Annotated in this window: 9 protein-coding genes; 4 read left to right on the plus strand and 5 right to left on the minus strand. The window is 43.5% G+C overall.

The genetic code is table 11. From position 1 onward, the window contains the following. Nucleotides 1-8 precede the first annotated feature (8 nt). The 3 genes from RDN93_RS12130 (at nucleotide 9) to RDN93_RS12140 (ending at nucleotide 4,155) form a co-directional block, all read left to right on the plus strand. On the plus strand, nucleotides 9-365 hold the full coding sequence (locus tag RDN93_RS12130; protein ID WP_308745811.1) for a P-II family nitrogen regulator: 357 nt from the start codon (nucleotides 9-11) through the stop codon (nucleotides 363-365). A 14-nt stretch (nucleotides 366-379) separates the two neighbouring features. Further along, on the plus strand, nucleotides 380-1,819 hold the full coding sequence (locus tag RDN93_RS12135; protein ID WP_308745780.1) for an ammonium transporter: 1,440 nt from the start codon (nucleotides 380-382) through the stop codon (nucleotides 1,817-1,819). 146 nt (nucleotides 1,820-1,965) lie between these two features. Continuing rightward, the gene (locus RDN93_RS12140; RefSeq protein ID WP_308745781.1) at nucleotides 1,966-4,155 is read left to right on the plus strand and encodes a glutamine synthetase III; all 2,190 of its coding nucleotides are present in this window, start codon (nucleotides 1,966-1,968) and stop codon (nucleotides 4,153-4,155) included. 118 nt (nucleotides 4,156-4,273) lie between these two features. Here RDN93_RS12140 and RDN93_RS12145 read toward each other — a convergent pair whose 3' ends face one another. The 5 genes from RDN93_RS12145 to RDN93_RS12165 all read right to left on the minus strand — a co-directional run bounded on the left by RDN93_RS12145 (nucleotide 4,274) and on the right by RDN93_RS12165 (nucleotide 11,415). Further along, on the minus strand, nucleotides 4,274-4,852 hold the full coding sequence (locus tag RDN93_RS12145) for a DUF308 domain-containing protein (RefSeq protein WP_308745782.1): 579 nt from the start codon (nucleotides 4,850-4,852) through the stop codon (nucleotides 4,274-4,276). A 219-nt stretch (nucleotides 4,853-5,071) separates the two neighbouring features. Beyond that, on the minus strand, nucleotides 5,072-7,432 hold the full coding sequence (locus tag RDN93_RS12150) for an LruC domain-containing protein (RefSeq protein WP_308745783.1): 2,361 nt from the start codon (nucleotides 7,430-7,432) through the stop codon (nucleotides 5,072-5,074). 202 nt (nucleotides 7,433-7,634) lie between these two features. After that, a complete protein-coding gene (locus RDN93_RS12155; RefSeq protein WP_308745784.1) occupies nucleotides 7,635-9,494 on the minus strand; it encodes an SLC13 family permease in 1,860 nt (619 codons plus the stop codon). Between the two features lie 556 nt (nucleotides 9,495-10,050). Beyond that, on the minus strand, nucleotides 10,051-11,196 hold the full coding sequence (locus tag RDN93_RS12160; protein WP_308745785.1) for an iron-containing alcohol dehydrogenase: 1,146 nt from the start codon (nucleotides 11,194-11,196) through the stop codon (nucleotides 10,051-10,053). A gap of 78 nt (nucleotides 11,197-11,274) precedes the next feature. Beyond that, nucleotides 11,275-11,415 (minus strand): hypothetical protein, encoded by a 141-nt coding sequence (locus tag RDN93_RS12165; RefSeq protein ID WP_308745786.1) that lies wholly within the window; start codon nucleotides 11,413-11,415, stop codon nucleotides 11,275-11,277. 359 nt (nucleotides 11,416-11,774) lie between these two features. Here RDN93_RS12165 and trpB point away from each other — a divergent pair, with 359 nt between their 5' ends. Continuing rightward, nucleotides 11,775-12,956, plus strand: coding sequence for a tryptophan synthase subunit beta (trpB, locus tag RDN93_RS12170; RefSeq protein WP_308745787.1), 1,182 nt, complete (start codon nucleotides 11,775-11,777; stop codon nucleotides 12,954-12,956). The last annotated feature ends 47 nt before the right edge of the window (nucleotides 12,957-13,003 follow it).

Consider the following 13,003-nt stretch of genomic DNA (forward strand, 5'->3'; position numbering starts at 1 on the left):
TAAGGTATATGAAAAAGATTGAAGCTATTATCCGTAAAACCAAATTCGAGGACGTGAAAGATGCTCTTCTCGAAGCGGACATCGAATGGTTCTCTTATTATGATGTAAGAGGTATTGGGAAAGCACGCCAAGGACGCATCTACCGCGGTGTAGTCTATGACACCAGTACCATCGAACGAATACTTATCTCTATTGTCGTACGCGACAAGAATGCCGAGAAAACGGTGCAAGCCATCATCAAGGCCGCGCAAACCGGAGAAATAGGCGACGGACGTATCTTCGTCATCCCCATCGAGGATGCCATCCGCATCCGCACTGCCGAACGCGGCGACATAGCCCTCTACAACGCCGAACAAGAACATTAAATATATAAATTATTATGGATATAAAATATAAGAAACACAGCTTTACGAAGCTGTGGATAGCCACTACTATGTTCATTTTGTGCTGTTTTACTATGGATTTGTCAGCACAAGACACAGCCGCTGCCGATACTGTTGCAGCAATTACAGAGACAATTACTGAAGTTTCAACACTCCCTGCCGAACCTACGGGAGAAGCTCCGGATACTATCGGCGAACTGGCTTTAGGATTAAATACGGTTTGGATGTTACTTGCAGCTATGCTCGTGTTCTTCATGCAACCGGGATTTGCCCTGGTAGAAGCAGGTTTCACAAGAGTAAAGAATACCGCCAATATTCTGATGAAGAACTTTGTAGATTTTATGTTCGGCTCTCTACTTTACTGGTTTATCGGTTTCGGACTTATGTTCGGCGCAGGCGGATTCATCGGAATGCCCCACTTCTTCGACCTGTCTTTCATGGATAACGGGCTGCCCAAAGAAGGATTCCTTGTTTTCCAAACCGTATTCTGCGCCACTGCCGCTACCATTGTATCAGGAGCAATGGCGGAACGTACGAAATTCTCCATGTATCTGGTTTATACAATCTTTATCAGTGTGCTGATTTACCCGATTTCCGGTCATTGGACTTGGGGCGGCGGTTGGCTGATGAACGGTGAAGCAGGTTCTTTTATGATGAACCTTTTCGGAACGACCTTCCATGATTTTGCAGGTTCCACTGTTGTTCACTCGGTAGGTGGATGGCTTGCCTTGGTAGGTGCCGCCATTCTTGGCCCGCGTATCGGCAAATACGGTAAAGACGGTAAATCAAGAGCTATTCCGGGACACAACCTAACAGTTGCCGCCCTGGGTGTATTTATCCTTTGGTTCGGATGGTTCGGATTCAATCCCGGTTCCCAGTTGGCAGCAAGTACCGAAGCAGATGCAAACGCAATCTCACATGTATTCCTGACAACCAATCTTGCGGCCTGTGCCGGTGGTTTCTTCGCTCTGGTAATCAGTTGGATGAAGTATGGAAAACCCTCTTTGTCATTGACACTGAATGGTGTACTGGCAGGCTTGGTAGGTATTACCGCAGGATGCGATGCCGTATCTCCCGCAGGAGCCGCGTTGATTGGTGCTATCTGTGGCGTTGTGATGATATTCTCAGTTGACTTTATTGATAAAGTCCTGAAAATCGACGACCCGGTAGGCGCTTCTTCCGTACATGGTGTTTGCGGTTTCTTAGGAACGATTCTTACAGGTTTGTTTTCCACCAGCGAAGGTCTGTTCTATGGATACGGTTTCGGATTCCTCGGAGCACAAATCTTCGGAGCACTTGTAGTCGGAATCTGGGCAGCAGGTATGGGATTCATCATCTTCAAGGCTCTTGATAAAATTCACGGTCTGCGCGTTCCGGCACGTGTCGAGGAAGAAGGACTTGATATTTACGAACACGGAGAATCCGCTTACAACTAAAAATGTCTGCTTATAAACTAATAAAACAGACTATATAGATTTAAAAACAGATTTCTATCCCGGGCGGGTTTGACCGCCTTCCCGGGAACTATACAGAGAAAGATTATTTGCTCTAACATATTTAACAACAAATCAAATTAGGTATTATGTCAAAACTAAGATTCAGAGTAGTAGAAACAGCTTTCAAGAAGAAAGCGGTTGAGGTAGCAACCCCTGTCGAACGCCCGTCGGAGTATTTCGCCAAGTACGTATTCAACAAGGAGAAGATGTTTAAATACCTTCCCAGCAAGGTATATAATGCACTGATTGACGCTATTGACAATGGTGCTCCGCTAGACCGCAGCATTGCCGACGAGGTAGCTGCCGGCATGAAGAAATGGGCTATCGAGATGGGAGTCACCCATTATACACACTGGTTTGCGCCGCTGACCGAAGGTACGGCAGAAAAACACGATGCTTTCGTAGAACATGACGGCAAAGGCGGCATGATGGAAGAATTTACGGGCAAGCTGCTTGTACAGCAGGAACCTGATGCTTCCTCTTTCCCGAACGGTGGTATCCGGAATACATTCGAAGCCCGTGGATACAGTGCCTGGGACCCTTCATCTCCTGCATTTATCGTAGACGACACTCTTTGTATCCCGACCGTATTTATCGCATATACCGGCGAAGCCCTCGACTACAAAGCGCCGTTATTGAAAGCACTCCGTGCCGTAGATAAAGCAGCAGTAGACGTTTGTCACTACTTCAACCCGGAAGTGAAGAAAGTAGTTGCCTATTTGGGTTGGGAACAGGAATATTTCTTAGTGGACGAAGGTTTATATGCCGCACGCCCGGATTTGTTAATGACAGGCCGTACATTAATGGGACACGACAGCGCCAAAAACCAACAGTTGGAAGACCATTATTTCGGTGCTATCCCTACCCGTGTTGCCGCATTTATGAAAGACCTTGAAATTGAAGCTCTAAAACTGGGCATCCCCGTAAAGACCCGTCACAACGAGGTTGCACCCAACCAGTTTGAGTTAGCTCCCATCTTTGAAGAATGTAACCTGGCAAACGACCACAACTTGCTAATCATGTCATTGATGCGTAAAGTAAGCCGTCGCCATGGCTTCCGCGTATTGCTTCATGAAAAGCCGTTCAAAGGCGTCAACGGTTCCGGCAAACACAATAACTGGTCATTGGGAACCGACACGGGCATCCTATTGATGGGTCCGGGCAAGACTCCTGAAGACAACTTGCGGTTCGTTACATTCGTAGTAAATACGCTAATGGCAGTTTATCATCATAACGGGTTACTGAAAGCATCTATCTCCAGTGCCACCAACGCCCACCGTTTAGGAGCGAATGAAGCACCGCCGGCAATTATTTCGTCTTTCCTGGGTAAGCAGTTGTCGCAAGTATTGGATCATATAGAAAACAGTACAAAGGATGACTTAATCAGCCTCAGCGGCAAACAGGGCATGAAACTGGATATTCCGCAGATTCCCGAATTGCTGATTGACAATACCGACCGGAACCGCACCTCTCCTTTCGCCTTCACCGGCAACCGTTTCGAGTTCCGTGCCGTAGGTTCCGAAGCAAACTGTGCTTCCGCCATGATTGCATTGAATGCAGCCGTAGCCCACCAGTTAACGAAATTCAAGAAAGACGTAGATGCCTTGATTGAAAAAGGAGAACCGAAAATCTCTGCCATCCTCGAGATTATCCGCGGATACATCAAAGAGTGTAAAGCCATTCACTTTGACGGCAACGGTTACAGCGATGAATGGAAAAAAGAAGCAGCCCGCCGCGGTCTGGATTGTGAAACAAGCGTTCCTGTCATCTTCGACAACTACCTGAAACCGGAAACGATTGCCATGTTCGAAGCTACCGGCGTAATGACAAAAAAAGAACTGGAAGCCCGCAACGAAGTGAAATGGGAAACGTACACGAAGAAAATCCAGATTGAAGCCCGTGTACTGGGTGACTTGGCAATGAACCATATCATCCCGGTAGCAACCCAGTATCAAACGGATTTGATTAATAACGTCTATAAGATGCAATCCCTGTTCCCGGCAGAAAAGGCAGCCAGGTTATCCGCCAAGAACCTGGAACTTATCGAAGAGATTGCCGACCGTACCGCTTTCATCAAAGAGCATGTAGACGCAATGGTGGAAGCCCGTAAAGTGGCAAACAAGATTAAAAGCGAACGAGAAAAAGCCATTGCCTACCATGACACCATCACTCCGGCACTGGAAGAAATCCGTTACCACATCGACAAGCTGGAACTCATTGTCGACAACCAAATGTGGACGCTTCCGAAATACAGGGAACTATTATTCGTAAGATAGAAAAAGAAAAATGCCCGATGAAGATTTTTTCATCGGGCATGGAATAGAGATTATCTATTTCTTTTGTTGGTTGTTTTAAGTTTGCAGTGGAGGGGTGCCGTGAGGCAGTCCTCTTCTTTTATTCTACAATCTTCGCATCCTCAATATCATCATCATTGTGTATAACCGGAGTCTTCGGACGACGGCGTGCAAACTTAAACCAGTTTATCAATTCGGAAAGCGAATAAACCAAACTACTGATACCGATAATGATAAATGCAGTATTGCGCACACCTGTCGGATTAAACAAAGCAACGATACCTGCAAGAAGAATCAAAACAGGAATCAGATAAAATGCTCCGGGAACAGGCATCCAGCGACGAGCCGCAGACAGAGAAGCAATCTGTTGCACACCACCCATAATCAGAATAAACCCTAATAAGAACATCAGGACATCCGCAAAAAACTCAGGCATCACAATCAACCAAAGTCCGAATAACAAGCTACCGATTCCTTCAATCGGGAAACGTGGAACGACTTCATCTTCCACCCTTTTCCGTCCGAAATAACCAAAAAGACTAATAACACCGGGAATCAAAAAAGCGACTCCCACTGTAATAACAATATAACTGGCAGCCGCATTCGGCCAAATCACCAGGACCAAACCTATCACGAGTGCAAAGAGAATACGAATAAGGGAATAATTAATTGTTTTCATAAATTCTATATTTTTTTCACCTAGTCTGTTTCAATACTTTTGCGAATATAAGTGTTTCTACTGATATATAAAAATAACAAATAAACATTGTAATAAGTTCGTAACAAATTCACTATAGCTATCGCATCTCACAATTGGACGACCAGACTGATGACGATATTTACCTTGCTGTCCGTTTGCTCCATAAAGATGAAAGCGGAAAAATAAAAGAGGAAAAATTTAGTAGTTTATCACCTTGTCGCTGTTCGAAGACGTAACATACCAATCTGTATTAGTACTCTGATCATGTGCCCAATCCGCAAACTTACCATACGCCTCTGTTATCACAGTTCTTTCTTTCGGATAAGCAAATTTATCAGGGACACAAAGAGCCCATGTATTATTGACAGCCTTGATAACCTCAAGTACATTACTATCTGCCAACTGACCGTTCGCTGTTGCCGAGTTAAATTGGTTCAAATGAACTTCCGTCCTTTTTTCGCCAGTCCCCTGATAGGCTATGAAGAAGTCTAAATTATTTGTCACACTCGGAATGGATACGGCATTTTTAAGTTTAACCGTCATCTCAAGAGTATATACATCTGTAAGAGATGTACTTGCATTTCCAGTATTCAGCATAGGACGTTGTGTGCCTGTATACCCATATACATAATGTGCATCCCCAAACAAAGGTATGACAAGTTCACTGCTATTCGTCTCATATGACGCATTTTCAAATATACGGGAAGCAGACAAGGAACCGGCTCGTTGAGTTGCGCCCGCACCAAAGTCCACCGCTTCCACATTACTCTTATTTATTCCCAGTATTCTTAATCCGGCACCCAATTGCTTCACGGCACCAACTGCCCGAAGGTCAACTGTATATTTTAATTCTTTCACTTCATTACCGGCAGTGGGCAAAGTCACATTCAATACAATATCATTGAAATCATAGTCGCCTGCTTTCGGATAATTATCTTCGAAAGCATAAGAATAAACGGCATTTCTAATCTCTACATCGTCGGGGTTATCATCAGAATCATAACCTTCTCTTATACATCCATTTTTATCCTCATCAGCAGGAAGCAGAAAATCAGCTTTTCCCGGATTGCAATAGGTAGCGGAGTTTTGCAATCCCTTATACACCAGCCAATCAAAAGCAGACCATTCCCATTGTGCCGTACCGTGAGATGTCTGGTCTTTTATTTCGCAAATAATATTATTCGTTATTTTAAAATCGGAATATGGCAATTCTGAAACATTACCTACTATTTCATCAATCTTCAATAAAGCCTTTCCAACAGTAGGGCCCAAAATATATTTGCATAAATCAGCCTTCTCGCAAACCAACATAGACTGTGCTTCCATCTCAATCTTGCCATTACTCCCATTTCTGCTTAGTTCTCCGCAAATAGCCTCAGAAGTATGCCCCATCAGCAGTTCACCAAACTGGAATTTATTTTCGACTTTGATATGACAGCCATTTTTGATAGACGTATTATTGTTCCCCTCTATGTCTTCAGCCCCAATAAAACCATGATTCACCAACATCATGCCATTGGTAGAAGCCATATACTTATCCAATTCAAGTTCTCCATAATTATAGAATTCACCTACACCCCCATTAAAATCTAAAACCGAACAATTAATATTTCCCGCATTGTAGTTCTTGCATCCAGCAGAACCATTTGTTATTCGGATATCTCCATCACCTTTGATACTTCCACCTTTCAACACAGTCATATATGAAGCGGCAGTTAATATTAAACTTGCATCATCATCTATTTCTATTTTTCCTCCATCTTCTACTATAACCTCTGTGATATTATCAAACTGAACCGAATTGTTAATAACCCACGTGCTATTATTGGGAATAATTACTTTCACTGTCTGAGCTCCCCCACTAGTTCCGCTATTCTTAAATCCTGCTTTAAAAGTATTTCCTTCCCCAATCTTAAACCAACGCTCACTTTGGCCGAAAACAGGAAATTGGTCATAGTTACCACCCCATCCAGCGTCTGCACCAAGATCCCATCCTGGTTGTATAACAGTAGCTTCTGTCATTTTACCAGCAATAAACTCTGCTGTATAAGGAGCTTCCATGGTAGGTATTCCTCCCATTGTCACACCCCGTGACGTAGAACGTGCAGATATATCTTTATCTCCGAAATAAGCTCTTACCTCCCCATTTTGAATCGTTACCGGCTGCACAAGATAATGTCCTTCCTTATCCACACGTGCAACAAATACTTTATCGAGTGCGGTCGCACAGTCCATCACGACATCTAAAGAGGCGTTTTGATTCACAGTACCTTCCGCCAACAGTTTGGCATTGCTTTCCGGATTTAACGGATTCGCATCAAATATCCGTATCGGATAATCCTCTCCCAAATCACCGTCCACCGCAACGTGCGCAGTCACACTGCGGGCCATAGTCCAATCTCCGTCAGGATCGATATTCTTTACCGGAAAAGTTTCTTCGTAAATCTGTCTCAGTTGGTCTGCGTTAAACAGGTTTTTCTCATTATCCACGCAACTGATAAAAGTGGCAGAGGTTGCCAATAACGAAAAGGTCAACGCTTTTGCAATGTTTTGTTTCATAATCTCTAAATGCTTTAGTTCGTTTTATTTATGCGAAAAATCGATCACCCCTAATATGCTGATAATCTGCCAGCAAAGATAATTGTATTTGTAGACATAAAATAAAAAAAGACCATATTTTTCTGAAGTGCCCCCTAAAAGTTAGACAAAAACTTTTAGGGGGCACTTCAATTCAATACAGCCTTCATATTTTCTTCTTTAATCAAAAGGGGAAGATTAAAGGTAAAACAAATATCATCACAATCCCCATAACAATCTGCAATGGTAATCCAACCTTTACATAATCCATAAAAGTATATTGTCCGGCAGGCATTACCAATGCATTAGGCGGTGTAGAGAATGGAGAAGCAAAACACATGCTTGCCCCCACCGTCACGGCAAACAGGAATGGAACCGGGCAGACTCCGATTTGTATGGCACTCTGCAAAGCAATCGGCGCAAGCAATACTGCCGTAGCCGTATTACTGATAAACATAGTCATCAACGATGTCGTGAAATAAATACCTGCCATTAATGCCAAAGGCCCATAAGTCCCCAAACCATTGACCAAAGTGTTTGATATATACTCCGAAGCCCCTGTTTTCTCCAAAGCCAAAGACATGGGAAGCATGGCGGCAATCAATACGATACTTTCCCAATTAATCGTTTTATAGGCAGCTTCCACATTCCGGAAACATCCGGTCAAGACCATCAATATGCCCGCTATCATTACGGCAGTAACCGGAGCAACCGGAATAAAGTCGAATACCATCATTGCCACCATCAACACCATGATAGCGGCAGCTACCGGAGCCTTATAATCCAAAGTAACTTTAGCCGCCTCTGCCAAAGGCTGTCCTAAAACGACCCAATCGGAATCTTCCTTGCTGAGACGCGCTATGTTGTTCCACGTACCCTGCACTAAAAGAACATCACCGCTATGAATCCGTTCATTACCCAAATCCTGCAATAAATATTCTTTTTTACGACGAATCCCCAATACATTGACATTAAATAAATCACGGAATCCGGCTTCTTTGATGGTTTGGTTTATCAAATTGGATGCCGGCATTAATACTATTTCCGCAATCCCTATGTCATAGAAATCAAGAGAATTTGTTGAGCTTTTTGTTTCCTCAGTTGCATGGTCGTCCAATATTTCCAATAGATAATCCTCTGCAAACAATTGAATCTTTTCAAAGTCGCCCGTTATATATAGAATATCTTCTGCCTGCAACACAGTGTCCGGTGCCGCAAACTTCTGCGTGATAGTTTTCAGAAAACGATGCTGTGACGCATCCCCACGACGGACTTCTATAATATTAAGCCCATATTTGCGGCGGATATCCAAATCAATAATCGTCTTACCCAAAAGATGTGACTCCCCTATCACCTGCAAACGGAATAAATTACTTGAAAGTCCGTATTCATTGACCAATTGCTTCAGTGATTTACCCGAACGGGAATTGTCATCCTTCTTTCCTTTCTTGGAAAGAAACCATTTACTAAGCGGCATCAACACCAGTGTACCGACAGCTACACAAACAAGACCTACCGGCAGGAACGAGAAGAAAGAAAGCGGTTCGAGCCCGGCTGAAGTCAGTGTGTTTTGTATCACAAGGTTCGGTGGAGTACCGATTAAAGTCATCATACCACCCATACTGCTTGCGAAAGCCAACGGCATCAGCAACCTGCTCGGATTCATTCCGGCACTCATCGCCAGGCTGACCACAATAGGAAGCATCAGCGCCACCGTTCCGGTATTGCTGACAAACGCACCAATGGCAGAAGTCACCAGCATGACCAATAGGAACAGGCGTGTTTCACTCGTTCCCGCAAGTTTAAGGATACGGGAACTTATCATTTTTGCCAGCCCTGTCTGGAAAATAGCCCCGCCTACCACAAACAATCCAATCATCATAATGACTACCGAATTGGAAAAACCGGAAAGAGCTTCATCGGGGGTTAATATCTGAAAAATGAGTAAGGCCACCAACGCACAGAGCGCCACAATATCCGAACGAATCTTACCGTTCACGAAAAAGATAGCCGAAAGAACGAGAATAATAATGGTTATTAACATAAGTGTAATTAAATGATTATTTTATTCTGACTTTATCAAAGACCAATTCAGGCAGACAAAATAGAAAATATTCCCACTTGATAAAAACAAATTAGATATGTTTTCAGTTCCTAACACCAAACAAGAAACAAACAACACCATAAGTGACTTACTAATAAGCTACATTAAGTTGATTACCGGGCACTCACTATCTTCACCACACTTCAATCAACTTAAAATGAAACAGTTATTATGAATAAAAGCCAGATTTATTGGCTTTCACCATCCTTCCCCCTTTCACTCGTAATGGCTATGACAGCCATATATATACAGCATGTTGGATATATATGGCTAAGACATTGAGTATATATCCCCAATACGCAGGGTATATATACCCTGTACCTCAACTATTAATACCCTACATATCAAACATTAACATCTGACAATTCAACAGTTAATAGCTAACGGGGAATTTGCTTATAGTATATTCTGATTAGCTATAATGAAAGTGAACCCTGCTTATAAACATCTATGAATATAAGACCATTTGCAAGGTAACACAAAAAATAAAAAAGAATCAAAGTGCAGTTTCTAATATCTTACGTGCAACAGTTCCTGTCACAGTTCCGTTCTCCCCATACTCAACACCACGCTCATTGAAACGGCGTTCGATTTCCAGGATAGTCTCCTGCCCTATGTTTTCTTCATGCAGACGGGTAGTCAGTCCCAGTGAGTGGAAGAATTCTTCTGTATTGCAGATTGCTTTATCAATCCGTTCTTCTCTCGTACCGGAAGTGATTCCCCATACTCTTTCACCGTATTGTAGCAGCTTATCACTTTTCTCTTCACGAAGCACTTGCAGAGTAGCAGGAAGAACGATTGCCAAAGTATGGCCATGAGTCAGTCCGTGCAATGCAGTAATCTCGTGACCAATCATATGAGTGGCCCAATCCTCAGATACCCCCATGGCAATAAAGCCATTCAGCGCCATGGTGGCCGAAAGCATGAAGTCAGCCATCAGTTGATAATCGTGCTGGTTCTCACGGATTTTCGGTGCAATTTCTACTAATGTTTGCAGAATACCTTCTGCCCAGCGATCCATGACGCGGCTCTGCCCCGGAGTAGTCATATATTGCTCCATCACATGTACAAAAGTATCCGCCAGTCCGCATGCCACCTGATGAAGCGGTAACGTAAAGGTTACTTCCGGATCGAGAATAGAGAATATCGGGTAATTGGCATAGAAAGGATATTTCTCTTTTGTCTCACGACGGGAAATTACCGCCCCGTTATTCATTTCCGAACCGGTAGCGGGAAGAGTCAATACAGTAGCAAGCGGCACTGTATGGGTGACAGGACGTCCGGCAAGTACCAACTCCCAGGCATCACCGTCGTACAGGATACCTGCGGAAATCAGTTTTGTACCGTCAATCACAGAACCGCCGCCAACGGCCAATAAATAATCTACTTTCTCTTCTTTACCCAAAGCAATCGCCTTACGGAGAGTTTCGATAGCAGGATTGGGCTCAATCCCCCAAAACTCTATGGTAAAATGATTCTTCAGCGCTTCCTTTACTTGATCATACACACCGTTTTTCTTCACGCTTCCACCGCCAAAAGTAATCATAATACGTTTGTCGGACGGAATCTCTTTAGCCAGCCGGGCAATCATCCCGTGACCCAATATCAGTTTCACGGGATTTTGAAAGATAAAATTTTCCATATCTTGTCTCTTGTTATTATTTCGGTTATAATTCACTATCCATACAAAGATACTCAAATTATCCGAAACCTTTCAGAATCAGGCAACAAATTGTTGCGCAATGGAAGGAACCATAGCCGACAGCCAAGGTTGCATATCTTCTGCCACCAATAACCAATAAAGCAATAATATAATGAAAATGGCAATAGCGATGCCTACTAAGACTTTTCTCTGTTTCATACTTGTTTTTGTTTAAAAATTCAATATTTATAAGAACAGTTCAGCTCCGAAATTGTTCTATAATCAGAAAAATGAAGGCAAAAAAGAAAAAAAGTAATATTTTGTTTGCAGTTTCAAACAAAGTGTCTATATTTGCCCCCATAAAATAACAAAAGACAATGAGAACTATATTAGTAAATACATATTGGTGGTGGCGCCCGTTACAACTCCGACAGTCGTAAGGGAGCAGTGCTCGTATGTATATACCTCATTAAAGATATAACAGATTTGAAAGAGCCCTGTCGCAGCTTGCGACAGGGCTCTTTTTATTTACCCGTTTTTGAACAAGAATCAAATAATAACATAAAAAAGATAGGATTATGAAAAGTTTTCTAGTTGACCAGGATGGCTATTACGGAGAATTCGGTGGAGCTTACGTGCCGGAGATTCTCCACAAATGTGTAGAGGAACTAAAGAATAAGTACCTCGAAGTAATTGAAAGTGAAGACTTCAAGAAAGAGTTCGACCAATTGCTACGTGACTACGTAGGACGCCCTTCCCCACTCTATCCGGCAAAGCGCCTTTCAGAAAAGTACGGTTGCAAATTGTATCTGAAACGGGAAGACTTGAACCATACGGGTGCCCACAAAATCAACAACACCATCGGACAAATCCTGCTGGCGCGCCGCATGGGAAAGAAACGTATCATTGCCGAAACGGGTGCCGGACAACATGGCGTGGCAACCGCTACCGTATGCGCACTGATGGATATGGAATGTATCGTTTATATGGGAAAGACGGATGTAGAACGCCAGCATGTCAACGTAGAGAAAATGAAAATGCTGGGAGCTACGGTAATCCCTGTTACTTCGGGAAACATGACCCTGAAAGATGCCACTAACGAAGCGATCCGTGACTGGTGCTGTCATCCTGCCGATACTTATTATATCATCGGTTCCACCGTAGGCCCTCATCCTTATCCCGATATGGTGGCACGCCTGCAATCTGTTATCAGCGAAGAAATCAAGAAACAGCTCATGGAGAAAGAAGGACGCGATTATCCCGATTATCTGATAGCCTGCGTAGGCGGCGGAAGCAATGCTGCCGGAACTATCTACCACTATATCAATGACGAACGGGTAGGCATTATCCTGGCGGAAGCCGGTGGTAAAGGTATAGAGACAGGAATGACCGCCGCTACCATCCAACTTGGAAAAATGGGAATCATCCACGGAGCACGTACATACGTCATTCAGAACGAAGACGGACAGATTGAAGAGCCCTACTCTATTTCTGCCGGACTGGATTATCCGGGAATCGGTCCGATTCATGCCAACCTTGCCGCACAAAGACGTGCCAACGTATTGGCCATTAATGACGATGAAGCCATAGAAGCTGCTTACGAACTGACGAAACTGGAAGGAATCATCCCCGCACTGGAATCGGCACATGCACTAGGCGCTTTAAAGAAACTGAAGTTTAAACCGGAAGATGTGGTTGTACTGACGGTTTCGGGACGAGGTGACAAAGACATCGAGACTTACCTAGCGTTTAACGATTAGCGACAAGTGATTAATAGACAGACCATCAAAATTCAAGATTAATAAAA

The sequence above is a fragment of the uncultured Bacteroides sp. genome (genome assembly GCF_902491285.1).
Lineage (GTDB): Bacteria > Bacteroidota > Bacteroidia > Bacteroidales > Bacteroidaceae > Bacteroides.

Coding starts and splice junctions, on each gene's coding strand:
- RDN93_RS12130 (WP_308745811.1), top strand. CDS start 9: ATGAAAAAGATTGAAGCTATTATCCGTAAAACCAAATTCGAGGACGTG.
- RDN93_RS12135 (WP_308745780.1), top strand. CDS start 380: ATGGATATAAAATATAAGAAACACAGCTTTACGAAGCTGTGGATAGCC.
- RDN93_RS12140 (WP_308745781.1), top strand. CDS start 1,966: ATGTCAAAACTAAGATTCAGAGTAGTAGAAACAGCTTTCAAGAAGAAA.
- RDN93_RS12145 (WP_308745782.1), bottom strand. CDS start 4,852: ATGAAAACAATTAATTATTCCCTTATTCGTATTCTCTTTGCACTCGTG.
- RDN93_RS12150 (WP_308745783.1), bottom strand. CDS start 7,432: ATGAAACAAAACATTGCAAAAGCGTTGACCTTTTCGTTATTGGCAACC.
- RDN93_RS12155 (WP_308745784.1), bottom strand. CDS start 9,494: ATGTTAATAACCATTATTATTCTCGTTCTTTCGGCTATCTTTTTCGTG.
- RDN93_RS12160 (WP_308745785.1), bottom strand. CDS start 11,196: ATGGAAAATTTTATCTTTCAAAATCCCGTGAAACTGATATTGGGTCAC.
- RDN93_RS12165 (WP_308745786.1), bottom strand. CDS start 11,415: ATGAAACAGAGAAAAGTCTTAGTAGGCATCGCTATTGCCATTTTCATT.
- trpB (WP_308745787.1), top strand. CDS start 11,775: ATGAAAAGTTTTCTAGTTGACCAGGATGGCTATTACGGAGAATTCGGT.